The organism is Sphingomonas albertensis, from assembly GCF_014358075.1.
GTDB lineage: Bacteria > Pseudomonadota > Alphaproteobacteria > Sphingomonadales > Sphingomonadaceae > Sphingomonas > Sphingomonas albertensis.
Genome location: NZ_JACONT010000002.1, coordinates 65,869 through 84,644, shown reverse-complemented (window position 1 = coordinate 84,644; position 18,776 = coordinate 65,869). Strand labels below are relative to the sequence as shown.

Genomic DNA, 18,776 nt, shown 5'->3' with positions numbered 1-18,776 from the left:
GTCCACCGTTCCGCGAGCCCGACAGCGTTGATCCAGCGGAACGGTGGATGCCGGAACAAGCTCGGCATGACGTGGGCCTAGTGGTTTCTCCCTAGCCCCGTCATCCTGACCAAAGTCAGGACCCAGAGTAACGGTCGGCACGCTTGTGGCTCTGGGTCCTGACTTTCGTCGGGATGACGGGCTTTCGGGATGACGGGCTTGAAGGGTGGTAGCCGTCCCATCGGCAAGGGCTGGGCTAGCCGGCTCCGATCGGGCATGGCCTCCGCGACACTGCGGGTGAGCGTACAGATGGAACAATCAGCAACCATAGCGCGGATCGCCGGGCCCGAGGATCATGTCGTCGTGGTCGGCGGCGGCTTTTCCGGCGCGTTGTTCGCGGTCAATCTGATGCGGCACGAGGGGCCCCGCGTGACGCTGATCGAGCGGCGCGACCGGCAGCTCGCGCGCGGTGTCGCCTATAGCGCGGCGCATCCGGACCACTTGCTCAACGTCCGCGCGGGCAACATGAGCGCGTTGCCGGACGATCCCGATCACTTCGTCCGCTGGCTCGAAGCGCACGGCAAGGGCGACCGCAAGACCTTCGTTCCGCGCACGACGTATGGCGCTTACCTCCGCGAACTGCTCGACGCAGCGATCGCGGAGTCAGACGGCCGGCTGGTGCATGTCGAGGGCGAAGTCTGTGCAATCGAGCCGGTCGAGGGTGACGTCGTTTCGCTGACGATGGCGGACGGGCGTAAGATCGCCGCCGACACCGCAGTGCTCGCGCTCGGCAACCTGCCGCCGCACACCCCGCCGGGGTTGAAGCCGGACGCGCTGCCGGCGGGTGTGTATTGCGCGGACCCGTGGGCGGCCGATCTCGCCGAGGGACTTGGCGCGGACGATACCGTCGTGCTGGTCGGTACCGGGCTGACCGCGATCGACGCAGCGCTTTTGCTCGATGCGCAGGGATTTGCAGGCCACATCCTCGCCACCTCGCGGCGCGGGCTGTCGCCGCGGCGGCATGTCGATGGTGCGCCTGCGCACCGCGGCGTTTCGGACAAGCCGCAGGGCGGGCTGACCGATCTCGTCCGTCACGTTCGTGCGCGGACCGAAGAGGGCGGCTGGCGGGCCGCGGTAGATGAATTGCGGCCGGTCACGCAGATGCTCTGGTCGGCGGCGTCGCAGGAATTGCGCGGCCGTTTCCTCCGGCACTTGCGACCCTATTGGGACGTCCATCGCCACCGCCTCGCACCGGCCGTCGCCGATCGCGTCGAGGCGCTCGTCGCGAGCGGGCGGCTGACCTTTGCGGCGGGCAAGATCGTCTCCGCCGAGGCCGACGGTCAGCACGCAAATCTGACCTGGCGACCACGCGGCGAAACCGCCACCGTCGTTACACGCGCCGCGCGGATCGTGAACTGCACCGGGCCGCAGGGCGATCTGTTGCGCTCCGAAGAACCGCTCGTGAAGCATCTGCTCGCCGCCGGGCTGATCCGACCCGATCCGCTGCGGCTCGGCGTCGACGTCGATGCGCAGTCGCGGGCGATCCGGGCGGACGGCACGCCCGACGACCGCATCCACTGCATCGGCCCGATGACCCGCGGCGGGCTGTGGGAAGTGGTCGCCGTTCCCGATATCCGCGTCCAGAGTTGGGATCTCGCACGCCGGCTGTCGAACGCGCAATGGGTCGGCGGGGAAGGGCTGTGAGCGCGGTCCGGCGCTTTTTCGCGGGCGATGCGGCGGGCGCCATCGTGCTGCTCGCCGCGACGATCGCGGCGCTGCTCGTCGCCAATTCACCGCTCGCTCCGGCCTATTTCGCGACGCTGCATCACGAAGTCGGTGTGATGAGCGTCCATCACTGGATCGACGATGGCGCGATGGCGCTGTTCTTCCTGCTGATCGGGCTGGAGGTGAAGAGCGAGTTCGTCTCGGGGCATCTCTCGACCTGGGGAGAGCGCATCCTGCCCGGCGCGGCGGCGCTTGCGGGCATGGTGGTGCCGGCGTGCCTCTATCTGCTCGTCAACATGGGCACGCCCGCCAATCTGCGCGGCTGGGCGATCCCGGCGGCGACCGACATCGCGTTCGCGCTCGGCATCCTGGCCTTGCTCGGATCGCGCGTGCCGACCTCGTTGAAGATATTGCTGACGGCGATCGCGGTGATCGACGACCTGCTCGCGATCCTCGTCATCGCGGTGTTCTATACCGGCCAGATCGCGCTGCTGCCGTTGCTTGGCGCGGGCGTGGGGCTCGGCGTGCTGGTCGTCCTGAACCTGTCGGGGGTGCGGTCGCTGGTGCCGTACCTGCTGATCGGCGTCGGCATCTGGTACGGTGTATTACTGTCGGGCGTCCATGCGACGCTCGCCGGCGTGGCGGTCGCGTTCACGATCCCGCTGCGGACGGGGGAGGGGCAACCGCCGCTCAAACGCCTCGAACACGCCCTCCAGCCCTGGTCGAGTTTTCTGATCGTGCCGGCGTTCGGGTTCGCCAATGCTGGCATCGCGTTCGGGGGGATGGTGGCGGCGGACGTGATTTCGCCGTTGCCGGTCGGGATCCTGCTCGGGCTGTTCCTCGGCAAGCAGATCGGCATCTTCGCGACGATCCGCGGGCTCGTGACGTTCCGGCTGGCCGAGGCACCCAAGAACGCGAACTGGGCGCAGGTGTACGGCATGGCGGTGCTGTGCGGGATCGGCTTCACGATGAGCCTGTTCATCGGCGGCCTGGCCTTTGCAGGCTCGCCGCACGCGATGGATTCGGTCAAGATCGGCGTTTTCGCGGGCTCGATCCTGTCGGGTCTGGCGGGCTGGATGCTCCTGCGCCGGGCGTAATTCCGACAATACTACGCGAAACATACGCGCCGGCCCGGCAATCGATCTCGAATTGCTACGTCGCCGGCGCCTAATTGCCAATCCTCGCGGCCCGCCACTCTTCCGGCAGGGACCGCGCATGGGGATAGCAATGCACAGTCTTCGTTTCGTCGCCGGCCTAGTTCTAACAGGCGGTATCCTGACCGGTCTCGCCACGCCCGCGTTCGCGCAGGATACCGCGCCGCCGTCTCCCGTCACTATCTCCGGTTCGGTGACGCTGGCCACCGACTACCGCCTGCGCGGCGTGTCGCAGTCGGACAAGGACGGCGCGATCCAGGGCGGGCTGACGATCGCGCACCAGAGCGGCGTGTATGTCGGCGCCTGGGGCTCGAACCTGTCGGGCTGGGGCACGTTCGGTGGCTCGAACATGGAGCTCGACCTGATCGGCGGCTACAAGCACAAGCTCGCCGACAACGCCACGCTCGACGTCGGGCTGACCTGGTACATGTATCCGGGCGGCGCGTCGAAGACCGATTATGCCGAGCCCTATGTGAAGCTCAGCGGCACCACCGGCCCAGCGACGCTGACCGCGAGTGCGTTCTATGCGCCGAAGCAGCAGGCACTCGGCAAATGGTATCGCACCGGCGCCGATGCGGCGGCTGGCGTCTACACCAACCCCGGCGACAAGAAGGACAACCTGTACCTCACCGGCGACGGCGCATTCGCGATCGCAGGAACGCCGATCACCGCCAAGGCGCATATCGGCCATAGCTGGGGCAATGACGGGCTCGGCCCGAATGCCACCAGCGCGGCGCCGACCGGCAGCTACTGGGATTGGTCGCTGGGTGCGGACACTACGTATAAAAATCTGACGCTAAATGTGAGCTACATCGACACCGACATCACGCGTCGCAGTGCAGCGTATCTCCAGCCGAGCTTCTCCCGCGGGCAGGACGGTACCGGATCGATCGCCGACGGCACGATCGTCGCCTCCCTCACCGCCGCGTTCTGAAAGGACCCGAGCCATGCAGGACCTACTCTGGATAACGATCATGATCGGGCTGGTGGCGGCGACGCTCGCCTATGTCCGCCTGTGCGACAACGCGTGAGGACGCAGCCATGACCCTCGACCTCTGGCTCGCCGCGATCGTCGCGCTCGGGCTGCTGTTTTACCTCGTGGCGGTGCTGATCCGTCCCGAACGCTTTTAGGAGCGCACTCCCATGACATTCCAGGGATGGATCCTGATCCTCGGCTTCGTCGGCATATTGCTGGCGTTGACCAAACCCGTCGGCCTGTGGCTGTTCGCGCTGTACGAAGGCCGCCGCACGCCGATCCACGTCGTCCTCGGCCCGGTCGAGACCGGCTTCTACAAGCTTGCTGGCATCGATCCGAAGGCGGAGCAGGGCTGGCGCCGGTACGCGCTGCACATGCTCCTATTCAACGCGACGTTGATGGCGCTCACGTACGCGGTGCTGCGCCTGCAAGGCGTGCTGCCGGGTAACCCGCAAGGCCTCGCTGGCCTCGCGCCGCACCTCGCGTTCAACACCGCGGTCAGCTTCACGACCAACACCAACTGGCAGAGCTATGGTGGTGAATCCACCATGTCGAACTTCAGCCAGATGTTCGGCCTGACGATCCATAATTTCCTCTCGGCGGCGACCGGCATCGCGCTGGCGTTCGCGCTGTTCCGCGGGTTCGCGCGGCGCTCGGCAACGACGATCGGCAATTTCTGGGCGGATGCGACGCGCGTCACATTGTACCTGCTGCTGCCGATCTCGATCGTCTACGCGCTGTTCCTGATCGCCAGCGGCGTGCCGCAGACGCTCGCGGGTGTCGTCGACATCCAGACGCTGGAGGGCGCGAAGCAGTCGTTGCTGCTCGGCCCGGTGGCGAGCCAGGAGGCGATCAAGATGCTCGGCACCAATGGTGGCGGCTTCTTCAACGCGAACTCGGCGCATCCGTTCGAGAACCCGACCGCGCTCACCAACCTGATCCAGATGCTGTCGATCTTCGTGATCGGCTTCGGGCTGACCTGGACGTTCGGCAAGGCGGTCGGCAACACCCGGCAAGGCTGGGCGATCCTCTCGGCGATGGTGCTGCTGTTCATCGCGGGCGTCACGGTGACCTATGCCCAAGAAGCCGCGGGTAACCCGATCCTCCACCAGATCGGCGTCGCGGGCGGCAACATGGAGGGCAAGGAGGTCCGCTTCGGGATCGCCGCGTCCGCGCTGTTCTCGGTCGTCACGACGGCGGCATCGTGCGGTGCGGTCAACGCGATGCACGACAGCTTCACAGCGCTGGGCGGCATGATTCCGCTGCTCAACATGCAGCTTGGCGAGGTCGTCATCGGCGGCGTCGGTGCAGGCATCTACGGCTTCCTGCTGTTCGCCATCCTCGCGGTGTTCGTCGCAGGCCTCATGGTCGGCCGCACGCCCGAATATGTCGGCAAGAAGATCGAGAGCCGCGAAGTGAAGCTGGCGGTGCTGGCGATCGCGATCCTGCCGCTCGTCATCCTCGGCTTCACCGCGCTCAGCGCCGTGCTGCCGGCCGGGCTTGCGGGGCCGCTCAACAAGGGGCCGCACGGGTTTAGCGAGATCCTCTACGTGTTCACCAGCGCGGTCGGGAACAACGGGTCGGCGTTCGCCGGGCTCACCGCCAATACGCCGTATTACAACGGCTTGCTGGGGGTGGCGATGTGGCTCGGGCGCTTCTTCATCATCGTGCCGATGCTCGCCATCGCCGGTGGTCTCGCGGCCAAGAAATACACGCCGGAGAGCTCAGGTTCGTTCCCGACGACGGGTGCGCTGTGGGTCGGCCTGCTGGTCGGGATCATCCTGATCGTCGGTGGCCTGACCTTCCTGCCGAGCCTCGCGCTCGGTCCCATCGCCGATCATCTCGCGATGATCAGCGGCAAAACCTTCTGACGGAGCCGAAATGGCACGCACCCCCACCAAGTCGCTGTTCACGGCCGACTTGATCATCCCGGCGATCGGCGACGCTTTCCGGAAACTCGATCCCCGGCAGCTGATCCGCAACCCGGTGATGTTCGTCACCGCCGTCGTCGCCACTTTGTTGACGATCCTCGTCAACGTCGGTGGCGACGGGTTGTCGGTCGGCTTCAAGATACAGCTGGTGATCTGGCTGTGGCTGACCGTGCTGTTCGGCACCTTCGCCGAAGCGCTCGCTGAAGGGCGCGGCAAGGCGCAAGCCGCGTCATTGCGCGCGACCAAGGCCGAGCTGACCGCACGCCGCATGAAGGGCGACCAGGTCGAGTCCGTCCCCGCCAGCATGCTCCGTTCGGGCGACATCGTGCTGGTGACGATGGGCGACCTGATCCCGGCGGACGGCGAAGTCGTCTGGGGCGTCGCCTCGGTCAACGAAGCCGCGATCACCGGCGAGAGCGCGCCGGTGATCCGCGAAGCGGGCGGCGATCGGTCCGCCGTCACCGCGGGCACGCGCGTCATCTCCGACGAGATCCGCGTGAAGATCACCGCCAACCCCGGCGAAGGCTTTCTCGACCGCATGATCGCGTTGGTCGAGGGCGCCGAGCGGCAAAAGACGCCGAACGAGATCGCGCTGACGCTGCTGCTCGTCGGCTTGACGATCATCTTCCTGATCGCAGTCGGGACGATCCCGGGGTTCGCCAGCTATGCGGGCGGCCGCGTGCCGGTCGCGATCCTGGCGGCGCTGTTGATCACGCTGATCCCGACCACGATCGCGGCGCTGCTGTCGGCGATCGGTATTGCGGGGATGGACCGCCTGGTACGCTTCAACGTGCTGGCGAAGTCGGGGCGTGCGGTCGAGGCGGCGGGCGATATCGACGTGTTGCTGCTCGACAAGACCGGCACGATCACGATCGGCGATCGTCAGGCGAGCGAATTCCGCTCGGTCGGCGGCACGCGTGACGAGGACTTGGCCGAGGCAGCGTTGCTCGCCAGCCTCGCCGACGAAACGCCCGAGGGCCGCTCGATCGTGTTGCTGGCGCGCGACAAGTTCGGCGTGACGACGAGTGCGTTGCCGGACGATGCGGAGGTCATTCCGTTCACCGCGCAGACCCGCATCTCGGGGGTGAAAGTGAACGGCGCGCTGATCCAGAAGGGCGCGGTCGATTCGATCCTCAAGGCCAATCCGGGGGCGGGGGCGACCGCCGCCGCCACCGAACTGCGCCGGATTACAGACGAGATCGCGCGCGCTGGCGGCACACCGCTCGCCGTGGCGCGCGATGGCCGCTTGCTCGGCGCGATCTTCCTCAAGGACGTCGTGAAGGCTGGCATCCGCGAGCGCTTCGGCGAGCTGCGCGCGATGGGCATCCGCACGGTGATGATCACCGGCGACAACCCGCTCACCGCCGCTGCGATCGCTGCCGAAGCCGGCGTCGACGATTTCCTCGCGCAGGCGACGCCGGAGGACAAGCTCGAGCTGATCCGAAAGGAACAGCAGGGCGGACGTCTGGTCGCGATGTGCGGCGACGGTACCAACGACGCACCGGCTTTGGCGCAGGCCGATGTCGGCGTGGCGATGAACACCGGCACGCAGGCGGCGCGCGAGGCGGGCAACATGGTCGACCTCGACAGCGATCCGACCAAGCTGATCGAGATCGTCGGCCTCGGGAAGCAGCTGCTGATGACGCGCGGTGCGCTGACGACCTTCTCGGTGGCGAACGACGTGGCGAAGTATTTCGCGATCATCCCGGCGATGTTCGTCGCGCTCTATCCGGGGCTGGGCGTGCTCAACGTGATGCGGCTGGGCTCGCCGGAGAGTGCGATTCTGTCGGCGATCATCTTCAACGCGATCATTATCCCGATGCTGGTGCCGCTCGCGCTGAAGGGCGTGGCGTACAAGCCTATGGCAGCGGGGCCGCTGCTGGCGCGAAATCTCGCGGTGTACGGACTGGGCGGCCTGATCGCGCCGTTCGTCGGTATCAAGCTCATCGACATCCTCGTCGGTGCGCTGGGATTAGCGTGAAATTGTTCTCCCGCGAAGGCGGGAGCCCAGACTGGGTCCCCGCCTTCGCGGGGACACAAGGAGTTGCAAAATGACATCCGATTTTACCTCCGCTCTTCGCCCTGCGTTCGTCATGACGATCCTGTTCGCGCTGCTGCTCGGGATCGTCTATCCCCTCGCCATGACCGGGATCGGACAGGCCATCTTCCCCGCGCAAGCCAACGGCAGCCTCGTCATGGCCAACGGCAAGGCGATCGGCTCGACCGTCGTCGGCCAGGCCTTCACCACCGACCGCTATTTCCAGACGCGCCCCTCGGCGGCTGGCAAAGGTTATGACGGTCTCGCCTCGTCGGGATCGAACCTCGGGCCGACCAGCCAGGCGCTTGTCGATCGCACCAAGGCTGACGTCGCCAAGCGCCGCGCGGAAGGCGTGACCGGGCCGCTGGCCGCCGATCTCGCTACCGCATCGGGTTCGGGTCTCGATCCCGATCTGTCGCCAGCCTCGGCCTACGCGCAGGTCGCTCGCGTCGCACGTATCCGCGGGTTGCCCGCCGACAAGGTCCGCGCACTCGTTACGGCCAACGTCGACGGCCCGCTGCTCGGCATCCTCGGCGAGCCGCGCGTCAACGTCCTCGCACTTAACCGCGCGCTGGATGCGACGGGCGCGCGTTGAACGACGACGGACGACCATCGCCCGAGGCCCTTCTGCGACAGGCGTCGCAGGAGGGTCGCGGCCGTCTGAAGATCTTCCTCGGCGCCGCTCCGGGTGTCGGCAAAACCTACGAGATGCTCTCCGAAGGCGCCGAGCGTCGTCGCGCCGGCGTCGATATCGTCATCGGCGTGGTCGAGACGCACGGCCGCGTCGAAACCGAAGCGCTCACGCGAGGCCACGAGATCGTCGCGCGGAAGGCGATCCCCTACGAAGGCCGCACGCTCGACGAAATGGACCTCGACGCGATCCTCGAACGCGCCCCCACGCTGGTCCTCGTCGACGAACTCGCCCACACCAATGCCCCCGGCAGCCGCCACCCGAAGCGCTACCAGGACGTCGAGGAACTGCTCGCCGCGGGCATCGACGTCTATTCGACGATCAATATCCAGCACATCGAAAGCCTCAACGACGTCGTCGCCTCGTTCACGCGCGTCCGCGTCCGCGAGACCGTCCCCGACAGCATCGTCGAGGCCGCCGAGATCGAAGTCGTCGACATCCCGCCCGACGAACTGATCGAGCGGCTGAAGGCGGGCAAGGTCTACTTGCCCCAAGAGGCCACCCGCGCCCTCTCGCATTTCTTCTCCAAGTCGAACCTGTCGGCGCTGCGTGAACTCGCGCTGCGCCGTGCCGCGCAAGCCGTCGACGCCCAGATGCTTGAACACGTCCGCGCGCTCGGTGTCGGCGGCACCTGGGCGGGCGGCGAGCGGATCGTCGTGGCGATCAGCGAGCTGCCCGGCGCATTGGGCCTCGTCCGCGCCACCAAGCGGATCGCCGACGCGATGCACGCGCCGTGGACCGCGGTGTATATCGAGACGCCGCGCGCGCAGACGTTCGGCGAGGCCGAGCACCGCCAGCTTGCCGCGGTCTTCAACCTCGCGACGCAGCTCGGCGGCGACGTCGCGACCGTCCCCGCGACCTCGGTCGTCGATGGCTTGAAGACCTTCACCACCGAGGCGCGCGCGACGCAACTGGTGGTCGGCAAGTCGGCCCGCTCGCGCTGGTTCGAACTGCGCCACGGCTCGGTCGTCGACCGGATCGTTCGCGAGACGCCGGGGATCGCGGTCCACGTCCTGCCGATGGAGGCGGGCACCGCGGCGCCGACCTGTGGAAAGCGCATCGGCGATTGGGGCAGCAAGGCGGGCTATGCCTGGACGACCGCGATGGTGGCGAGCGTCACCGGCGTCGCGAGCGCGCTGTTCCACATCCTCAACCTCGGCAACGTCGCGCTGCTGTATCTGCTGCCGGTGATGGCCGCGGCGAGCCTGTTCGGGCTGCGCACCGGGCTGTTCGCCGGGATCGCCTCGTCGATCGCGTACAACTTCTTCTTCCTGCCGCCGACCGGCACGCTGACGATCAACAATCCCGAGAACGTGATCTCGATCCTCGTCCTGCTTGGCATCGCCTTCGTGACGAGCCAGCTGACGTCTCGGGTCCGTGCGCAGGCCGATATCGCCGCCGCCAGCGCGCGCACCAACGCCGCGCTCGCCGGCTTCCTGCGGCAATTGACCTCGCTGAACGAGCCGGTCGCACTGGCGCGCGCGATCTGCGAGGAGGTCGGCCGGTTGTTCGGCGTGCGTGCCGTTATCCTCGTCGCCGAGGATCCTGGCCTCGCGGTGCAGGCCGCGAATGGCGCGGACTACCGGCTAGAGACGATGGAGATGGCCGCCGCGCAATGGGCCTATGATACCGGCGCGCCCGCCGGACGCGGGTCGGGCACGCTGGCGGCGTCGGAGTGGTTCTTCCAGCCGTTGCGCTCGGGCGAGCGGACGCTGGCGGTGCTCGGGCTGGCGCGTGAGGCGGGCGGCGATCCGGTGCGGTCGGACCAGCTGCCGCTGCTGATGAGCTTGGTCGATCAGGCGTCGCTGGTGCTCGAACGCGCGCGGCTCGAGGTGGAGATGCGCGATGTCGACGCGGTGCGCGAGCGCGATCGGTTGCGCGCCGCGCTGCTGTCGTCGGTCAGCCACGATTTGCGTACGCCGCTGACCTCGGTGATGGCGGCGGCGGCGGAACTGCACCGCGGCGTCACGCCGGAGCTGATCGCGACGATCGAGAGCGAGGCGGCGCGGCTCAACCGGTTCGTCGGCAATCTGCTCGACATGGCGCGGGTCGAGGCTGGCGCGCTCCGGTTGCGACTGGAGCCGACCGACCTGACCGACGCCGTTGCGGGCGCGGTGCACGACACGAAGCGCGTGCTTGAAGGTCATGCGATCGAACTCGACGTCGCGCCGAACTTGCCTCTGGTTCGCGTCGATCCGCAATTGCTCCACCACTGCCTGCTCAACCTGCTCGACAATGCCGGGCGCTATGCCGATCCCGGCACGCCGATCATCGTGCGTGCCGAGCACCGGTTCGGCATGCTCCGGCTGTCGGTGATCGATCAGGGGCCGGGTTTGCCGCCCGGCCGCGAGAAGGAGGTGTTCGAGACGTTCCGCCGCCTCGAAGGCTCCGACCGTGCGATCGGCGGAACCGGACTCGGGCTTGCGATCGTGAAGGCGTTCGCCGAAGCGATGGGGATGAGCGTCGAAGCCAGCAACCGCGAAGACCTGACGGGCGCGCAGTTCAGCCTGTGCTTCCCCGTGGCCCTGCTCGTCCGCGACACCGATGGAGCGAATCTATGAGCGCGCAGACGGTCCTGATCGTCGATGACGAACTGCATATCCGGCGGTTGTTGAAGAACACGCTGGAGCGGGCAGGGTACGGCGTCGAGGAGGCGGTCGACGCGCGCGAGGCTTTGCGGATCGCGGCGAGCCGGCCGTTGACCGCGGTGCTGCTCGACCTGGGGTTGCCTGACCGCGACGGGCTGGAGCTGGTACCGCTGCTGAAGAAGCTCGGCGATCCGATCATTCTCGTCGTGTCCGCGCGCGAGGCGACCGACCAGAAGGTGGCCGCGCTCGATCTTGGCGCGGAGGATTATGTGACCAAGCCGTTCGATACCGAGGAGTTGCTCGCACGGTTGCGGGTGGCGTTGCGGGGCCGTGGCGAGGCGACCTCGCGGCCGACGGTGTTGCGCGCGCATGGGGTGGAGATCGATTTCGAGCACCGGTTGGTCCGGCGGGGGAACGAGGAGGCGCATCTGACGCGGAAGGAGTACGACGTGTTGTCGGCGTTAGCGGCGCACCCTGGGCGGGTGGTTACGCACCAGCGGATATTGGAGGCGGCGTGGCCGACCGATCACGATCGCCGGATCGAGTATCTGCGTATCGTGGTGCGGAACCTGCGGCAGAAGCTGGAGGGGACGGGGGGAGTCGGCACGGTTATCGCGAACGAGCTCGGGATCGGATACCGGTTGCTGGTCGACGCCTGAACGTTTCCATAGGCAGAAAGCTTGTTTCCCCGCGAAGGCGGGGATCCAGACTGGGCTCCCGCCTTCGCGGGAGAACAAGGAAGCGGGCGGTATGCTCGTTATCTTGCGCAACCACCCGTCACGCTACCCAACCCAACCGTCACCTCAGCGAAAGCTGGGGTCTCCCCGCAGCAGGTCGCACCTGCCGCGCGAGGTCCCGGCTTTCGCCGGGATGACGGGGTTGCGCACTACGCGAACACTATGGCTCACCCGCGAAATCGATCTCGAACGCTTATTCGGCAAACGATAGCTGAAGCGTCGCATGACCGACGCCCGCCGCCTCCGCACCGACCTCAACCTCCGCGCGAGCGGCTTCCTGTCGCTCGCGCTCGCCGCCATCGCAATCCACACGCTGGCCGGTCTCAAGCCATCGACCAGCGTACTCGCATTCCTGCTCGCCACGATCGGCTTCCTCTGCGCGAGTGGTGGCGCGATGCTGGTGATCGTCGGCCACCACATCCACGACCGGGTTAAGGTCAGCGCCCGCTGGCGACGCGTGGCGCGATAGGCTGCGCCGGGGGCGGGACCTGTCGACGCGCGCGCGCGATGTCCTTATGCTACCGCATTGCAGCATGATGACGAGGGAGCGCTCTGCATGATCGGTCGACGCGAAGTGATTACCGCGCTGGGTCTGTTGGGGGTCCTCCCTCAGGCCGCCGCCGCGATGCGTGCCGCGTCTGGCAAGGCCGAGCCGTTCTCTTGGGACGCGCTCCAGCAGCGCGCCGCGACGCTCGCCACTAGGCCATATGCCGCCCCGGCCAAGGTCGCGGCCGCCGCCGCGATCGATTACGACAAGGTCGGCAGCATCCGCTTTCGCGCGGACAAGACGCTCGCCGGCGGCATCCGGCTGTTCCCGCTCGGTCGCTATGCGCCGATGCCGGTCGCGATCAACGTCGTCGAGGGCGGGCAGGCGCACCGCGTAGAGTTCTCGCGCGACCTGTTCGAGGCCGAAGAAGGCCATGCCGCCGCGCTCGGCATCGCCGGTTTCCGCGCGATGGCGCCGGGCGGGACCAGCGACTGGATGGCGTTCCAGGGCGCGTCCTATTTCCGTACCGCCGGCTCGCAGGACCAATACGGCCTGTCCGCGCGCGGGCTCGCGATCAACACCGGGCTGCCCGGTCGCGAGGAATTTCCCAACTTCACCGAATTCTGGATCGAACGGACCGGCACCGACGCCTACACGATCTACGCGCTGATGGATGGCGCCAGCGTCACCGGCGCGTACCGCTTCCAGTCGCGGCATGTCGCGGGCGCGGGCGTCGAACAGCAGGTCTCGTCCGTCCTGAACCTCCGCCGCGACATCGAACGGCTCGGCGTCGCGCCTGCGACCAGCATGTTCTGGTACGGCGAAGGCAATCGCGCCGCTGCGGTCGACTGGCGGCCCGAGATCCACGATTCCGACGGTCTCGCGCTGCTCACCGGCGCCGGGGAACGCATCTGGCGGCCGCTCAACAATCCGCCGCACGATACGCTGGACAGCTTCGCGGATCAGGCGCCGAAGGGGTTCGGGCTGATCCAGCGCGACCGGAATTTCGATCACTATCAGGATGACGGCGCGTTCTACGATCGCCGGCCAAACCTGTGGATCCAGCCGCAGGGCGATTGGGGCAAGGGCGCGGTGATGCTCTACGCGTTCCCGACCAACAGCGAGACGGTGGATAACGTCGTCTCGTTCTGGACCCCGGCCGCGCCTGCAAAGGCAGGGCAGCGGTTGCAGTTCGATTACACGCTGTCGTGGAAATCGACCGATCCGACCGCCATCGCCGCGACCGCGCATGTCGTCGATTGCTGGCAGGGCGTCGCCGGCCGACCGGGCGCCGAACCGGTCAAGGGCGCGCGAAAGCTCGTGGTCGATTTCGTCGGCGACGGTCTTGCCGGGCTCGACCGACAGAGCGGCGTGACCGCCAAGATCGATGTCGTCCGCGGGAAAGTGCTCGCCAACGCGGCGTATCCGGTGGTCGGCCAGAAGAACCGCTGGCGCGTGACCGCCGACGTCGCGCCCGATGCGCAGGGCCCGGCCGACGTCAGGTTGTTCCTCACGCGCGGCGGTCGCGCGCTCAGCGAAACCGTGCTGACGCCGATCTTCTGATGCCCGACCTTCCCGCCATGATGCCGGGCGAGTCGCCGATCGAGATGCTCCCGCAGCGTTTCGACGGGCCGCCGCCGCCCTGGTCCGCGCCCGAGCCGGGGCCGGGCATGGTCGTTTCGAACGACGATATGCTCGCGCGCCGGATCATCCTCATCCTGATGACCGGGCTGCTCGCCACCGCGGCATCGTCCGCGGTGCAGGAGTCGCTGCTCGCCGACGGGCTGAGCCTGTGGGATGCGGTGCTGCTGGCGCTGTTCTTCCCGTTGTTCGCGTGGATCGCGTTCGGTTTCATGAACGCGGCGATCGGCTTCGTACTGCTGATGACCGGCGGCCATCCGGGCTTCGTGCCGACGCCGCGCCAATCCGAACCGCTCGAGGGCCGCACCGCGATCCTGATGCCGGTCCACAACGAAGACATCGACGCGGTGTTCGAGCGGATCGCCTGGATGGCGCGCGCGATCGCGGCCGGCGGCGTCGCCGACCGGTTCGATATCTTCATCCTGAGCGACTCCGGCGAAGCGGCGGAGGCGGCCGAGGTGGCCGCGTGGCAGAGGCTCGCGCCGACGCTCGACTGCGCGCTCTATTACCGGCGCCGGACCGTCAACGTCGGCCGCAAGCCGGGTAATGTCGCCGAGTGGATCCGGCGGTTCGGCGGCGGCTATCGCTACATGCTGATGCTCGACGCGGACAGCCTGATGGGCGGCAACACGATCATCGGCATGGCGCAGGTGCTCGAACGCCGGCCGGCGGTGGCGCTGCTCCAGACCGTGCCCGCGGTGATCAATGGCGTGACGTTCTTCCAGCGCTGGATGCAGTTCGCGAGTCGGTTGTACGGTCCGATCTCGACTGCGGGGCTAGTCTGGTGGTCGGGCTCCGAGGCGACCTTCTGGGGCCACAACGCGATGATCCGGATCGAGGCGTTCGCGGCCAGTTGCGGCTTGCCCGACCTGCCCGGCCGCGCGCCGTTCGGCGGCGTCATCATGAGTCACGACATGGTCGAGGCGGCGCTGCTCCGGCGGCGCGGCTGGCGCGTGCACATGCTGATGACCGAGGAGACGTTCGAGGAATATCCGCCGACGCTGATCGACGCGGCGGTGCGCGATCGGCGCTGGGCGCAGGGGAATATCCAGCATCTGAGCTTGCTGACCTCGTCGGGGTTCCACTGGGTCAGCCGGCTGCAATTGCTGATGGGTGCGTCGGCGTTCATCACCTCGCCGGTGTGGCTGCTGATGATCGCGACGAGCGTGGTGCAGGCGCTGATCGGCGAGCGCAACATCGTCGAGGCGCAGACCTCGCTACAGGTGCTGGTGGTCACACTGCTGCTGTTGTTCGGGCCTAAGCTGCTGAGCGTGATCTGGGCGTTCTCGAATGCGGAGCGTCGCGAGGGGTTCGGCGGGCGGCGCGGGATCGTGCGGTCGGTGCTGATCGACGTGCCGTTCTCGATGCTGTCCGCGCCGGTGATCGCGCTGACGCAGACGATTGACCTCGCCGGGATATTGATGGGGCGGAAGTCGGGCTGGGCACCGCAAAACCGCGATGCGCATGAGTTGTCGCTGGCGGATGTGATGCCGCGCTATCGCTGGCATGTCGGGGTGGGGGTGGCGCTGTTGCTGGTGACGCCGTTCGCGCCGATCACCGCGGCGTGGCTTACGCCGGTGACCTTGGGGCTGTTGCTGAGCCCGTTCCTGACAATGCTGACGGCGAGCGAGAAGGCGGGGAAGTGGGCGGAGTCGCATGGGATGTTCGTCGAACCCGGCGAGCATGTGTCCGTCCTCTCGCGGCCTTCGCTGCCGGCAACGCAGGTCTAGCGCCGACCGTTCTTCCCCCCTCCCTGAAAGGGAGGGGCCGGGGGTGGGTCGGGTTCCGTATCGCCGATCGGTTGCGTCGCGAGCTGGCCTACCCACCCCTAACCCCTCCCTTTCAGGGAGGGGAGTATGTTGCGTCTGACTACGCCCGGTGCCCGCTCAGCTGCGACCCGGCATCCACCGCGAACCGGCGGTTCCAGATCGTCGCTGAGGCGGACACTGCGGTCACCACCAGGAACGCCAGCGTGAAGTCCGTCAGCGCTGGCCGGGTCGCGCCCGTCCCCAGCATCCCGACATGCAGCGACGCCGCGCCGACGCAGATCCCGAGCGACAGCATCAGTTGCTGGAACGTCGCGTAAAAGCTGGTCGCGCTGCTCATCCGCGACGACGGGATCTCGTCATACGCGATCGTGTTGTACGCCGAGAACTGGAACGACATGAAGAACCCCGAGATCATCAGCACGGCGAAGATGACGGGGATCGGCCAGTCGGGGCGGAACAGTCCGGCGACCGCGTAGCCCGAACTCGCGCAGAGTCCGCCGACGATCAGGCTGTTGCGGAACCCGAAGCGCCTGAGCACGCGCGGCGCGAGGCTTTTCATCATCAACGAGCCGATCGCGCCGGCGATCGTGATCGCACCGCTCGCCGCCGCGGTCATCCCGAACCCAAGCTGGAGCATCATCGGCAGCAGGAACGGCTGCGCGCCCTGCGTGATGCGCGTCAGCGATCCGCCGATCACCGACAGGCGGAAGGTGGGGATGCGCATCAGCGACAAATCGAGGATCGGGTCGCTGCGGTGTTTTGCGTGGCGGATGTAGGCCACACCCGCGACCAGCCCGACCGCGATCAGCACGACGGCACGCGACAGTTCGCCGGTGCGGCTGGTCATCTCGAACCCGAACAACAGGCAGCCGAGCGACACGCCCGACAGGATGAAGCCGGGCACGTCGAAGCGCGCCGGCTTGTCCTCGCGCACCTCGCCGATGAAGCGCGTCACCAGCACCACCCCGAGCAGGCCGATCGGCACGTTGAAGTAGAAGATCCAGCGCCAGTCGAGATAGGTGACGATCGCGCCGCCGACCGGGGGACCCAGGATCGGACCGATCAGCGCGGGCATGATCAGCCACGACATCGCCTGGACCATATCCTCCTTGGCGACGCTGCGGAGCAGGACGAGGCGGCCGATCGGGATCATCATCGCGCCGCCGAGCCCTTGCAGGAAGCGCGCGAACATCATGAACGGCAGGCTGGTCGCCTGGCCGCACAGCATCGATCCGCCGACGAAAATGAGGATCGCCGCGCGGAAGATCGTGCGCGATCCGAACCGGTCCGCGAGGCGCCCGCTAGCGGGGATGAAGATCGCGAGCGCCAGCAGGTATGAGGTCAGCGCCGAACTCATGCTGGTCGCGGGGACGCCGAAATCGCGCGCCATCGTCGGCAGCGCGGTCGCGAGCACGGTCGAGTCCATCTGCTCCATGAACAGCGCGCAGGCGATGATCAGCGCGGTGACGCGGTAGTTGCTCGGCGTGTGCGGCAACGCGTCGGGGTCCTTGGCGACGCGCGCGATGGTGTCGGCGGCGGGCATGATGCCGTCGCGGATCTCGCTGTTGATCGAGGCGAGCCCGCGCCGTCGGAGCCTCATGCCTGCCACCCCCCGCCGAGCGCCTTGAAGACGTCGACCTGGCGATCGACCAACAGCGCGTCGGACGTGGCGAGGTTGGCCTGCGCGGTGGTCAGCGCGGCCTGTGCGGTCAGCAGCGAGAGGAAGTCGGTGCGGCCGAAGCGGTAGAGCGTGCCGGCTTGGTCCGCGGCGCGCGCGGCGCTGGACTGGGCGCGGCGCAGGGCTGCGTTGCGGTCGCCTTCGCGCGCATAGGCGGAGAGCGCGGTCTCGGTCTGGCGGAGCGCCTCGAGTGTAGTCGAATCGAACTGCGCCAGTGCCTGATCCGCGCTGGCACCGGCTTGCGCGATCTGCGCGCGGATGACCGGGCGGTTGGGGAAGCTCCAGCTGATCAGCGGCCCAAGCCCGAGATGGAATGCGTTGGTCGAGCCGAGTGACGAGACGGGGCCGGTGAACCCGGCCGAGCCGCCGAGGCTGACCTGCGGATAGAGGTTGGCGGTCGCTACGCCGATCCGCGCGGTCGCGGCGGCAAGCGTGCGTTCGGCCTGGCGGATATCGGGGCGGCGCAGGATCAACGCGGTCCCGTCGCCGATCGGCAGCGGGCGGGTGAGCGCGGGTGGCTTCGCACAGGTCGCGACGTCCTTGGGATAGTCGGCGGGCGTGCGGCCCATCAGCGTGGCAAGACGGTAGAGCGCGGCGGTGCGTGTCGCGACCTGCGACGGGATCAGCGCTTCGCTCTGGTCGACCGCGGTCCTCGCGCGCGTCACGTCGAACGCAGTGCCGCGGCCGCCGCGTTGCAGGCGCTGCGTCACGTTCAGCGTCTGGCGTTGCAGCGCGAGGATGCGGTTGTTCGCGGCTAGCACCATGTTGGCGGTGCAGGCGGTGGCGTAGCTGCGCGCGGTCTCCGCGGCGACGGTCACGCGGACGTTGTCGCGCGCGGCGGCGACGGCCTTGGCATCGCCTTGGGCCGCCTCGATCGCGCGGCGGATCCGGCCCGACAGGTCGAGCGGATAGGCTAGCGTGATGCCGAGGTTGTAGTCGAGCGTGCCGGGAAGGTTGCCGCCGGTCGTGTACGGGCGGTCGAGCGAGGTGCCGCCGCCGAGGACGGTCGACAGCGTGCGGCCAGCTGCGACTTCGGCGACGACCGCGTCGGCCCGGCGCAGGTTCGCATCGGCGGCGCGCAGATCGGTGTTGGCGGCGAGCGCTTCGGTGACGAACGCGTCGAGGCGGGGGTCGCCGTAGAGTTGCCACCAATGGTCGGGGAGGGGGGTGTCGGCGAACGCCTTCTCGTGGCCGCTGTCGAACGCGCCCTGGGCGGAGGGGCGGTTGACGACGGCGGACGCGGGGAGCGCGTAGTTCGGGCCGGCGGTGGTGCACGCGGCGAGGGCGAGGGCGAGGATACTCGCGGCGATACCGCGGCGACCTTTACGCTCGCGTTGCCCAACTCCGTCATCCTGACGAAAGTCAGGATCCAGAGCCACGCA

At 67.8% G+C, this 18,776-nt stretch carries 14 protein-coding genes; 12 read left to right on the top strand and 2 right to left on the bottom strand.

Going from position 1 to position 18,776, the window contains the following annotated elements; translation table 11 throughout:
• Positions 1-288 precede the first annotated feature (288 nt).
• From H8S47_RS01570 to mdoH, 12 genes are all read left to right on the top strand, one after another.
• Positions 289-1,683: an FAD/NAD(P)-binding protein gene (locus H8S47_RS01570; RefSeq protein WP_187502184.1), complete on the top strand. Its 1,395-nt coding sequence runs from the start codon at positions 289-291 to the stop codon at positions 1,681-1,683.
• Complete coding sequence (nhaA, locus tag H8S47_RS01565) at positions 1,680-2,801, top strand: Na+/H+ antiporter NhaA (RefSeq protein WP_328805390.1); 1,122 nt, start codon at positions 1,680-1,682, stop codon at positions 2,799-2,801. Before H8S47_RS01570 ends, nhaA begins: the two co-directional genes overlap by 4 nt.
• 130 nt (positions 2,802-2,931) lie before the next feature.
• Positions 2,932-3,792 (top strand): TorF family putative porin, encoded by an 861-nt coding sequence (locus H8S47_RS01560; RefSeq protein ID WP_187502182.1) that lies wholly within the window; start codon positions 2,932-2,934, stop codon positions 3,790-3,792.
• 107 nt (positions 3,793-3,899) lie between these two features.
• Entirely contained in the window at positions 3,900-3,989 is a 90-nt protein-coding gene (gene kdpF, locus H8S47_RS01555; RefSeq protein ID WP_055875324.1) for a K(+)-transporting ATPase subunit F, read from the top strand.
• A 12-nt stretch (positions 3,990-4,001) separates the two neighbouring features.
• Positions 4,002-5,705, top strand: a complete 1,704-nt coding sequence (gene kdpA, locus H8S47_RS01550) for a potassium-transporting ATPase subunit KdpA (RefSeq protein ID WP_187502181.1) — start codon at positions 4,002-4,004, stop codon at positions 5,703-5,705.
• A 10-nt stretch (positions 5,706-5,715) separates the two neighbouring features.
• Entirely contained in the window at positions 5,716-7,746 is a 2,031-nt protein-coding gene (gene kdpB, locus H8S47_RS01545; protein ID WP_187502180.1) for a potassium-transporting ATPase subunit KdpB, read from the top strand.
• Positions 7,747-7,816: 70 nt separating this feature from the next.
• On the top strand, positions 7,817-8,398 hold the full coding sequence (gene kdpC / locus H8S47_RS01540) for a potassium-transporting ATPase subunit KdpC (protein ID WP_187502179.1): 582 nt from the start codon (positions 7,817-7,819) through the stop codon (positions 8,396-8,398).
• Positions 8,395-11,055: a sensor histidine kinase gene (locus H8S47_RS01535; RefSeq protein WP_187502178.1), complete on the top strand. Its 2,661-nt coding sequence runs from the start codon at positions 8,395-8,397 to the stop codon at positions 11,053-11,055. Before kdpC ends, H8S47_RS01535 begins: the two co-directional genes overlap by 4 nt.
• Entirely contained in the window at positions 11,052-11,741 is a 690-nt protein-coding gene (locus H8S47_RS01530) for a response regulator transcription factor (RefSeq protein ID WP_187502177.1), read from the top strand. The genes H8S47_RS01535 and H8S47_RS01530 overlap by 4 nt, the downstream gene beginning before the upstream one ends.
• Positions 11,742-12,042: 301 nt before the next feature.
• Entirely contained in the window at positions 12,043-12,288 is a 246-nt protein-coding gene (locus H8S47_RS01525) for a hypothetical protein (RefSeq protein ID WP_187502176.1), read from the top strand.
• An 87-nt stretch (positions 12,289-12,375) separates the two neighbouring features.
• The gene (locus H8S47_RS01520) at positions 12,376-13,869 is read left to right on the top strand and encodes an OpgD/OpgG family glucan biosynthesis protein (protein WP_187502175.1); all 1,494 of its coding nucleotides are present in this window, start codon (positions 12,376-12,378) and stop codon (positions 13,867-13,869) included.
• Complete coding sequence (mdoH, locus tag H8S47_RS01515) at positions 13,869-15,677, top strand: glucans biosynthesis glucosyltransferase MdoH (protein ID WP_235982541.1); 1,809 nt, start codon at positions 13,869-13,871, stop codon at positions 15,675-15,677. The genes H8S47_RS01520 and mdoH overlap by 1 nt, the downstream gene beginning before the upstream one ends.
• Before the next feature lie 139 nt (positions 15,678-15,816).
• Here the strand turns inward: mdoH and H8S47_RS01510 are convergent, their stop codons facing one another.
• Both H8S47_RS01510 and H8S47_RS01505 read right to left on the bottom strand, forming a co-directional pair.
• Positions 15,817-17,316, bottom strand: coding sequence for a DHA2 family efflux MFS transporter permease subunit (locus H8S47_RS01510; RefSeq protein ID WP_187502174.1), 1,500 nt, complete (start codon positions 17,314-17,316; stop codon positions 15,817-15,819).
• A complete protein-coding gene (locus tag H8S47_RS01505; RefSeq protein ID WP_328805401.1) occupies positions 17,313-18,704 on the bottom strand; it encodes a TolC family protein in 1,392 nt (463 codons plus the stop codon). The genes H8S47_RS01510 and H8S47_RS01505 overlap by 4 nt, the downstream gene beginning before the upstream one ends.
• Positions 18,705-18,776 lie beyond the last annotated feature (72 nt).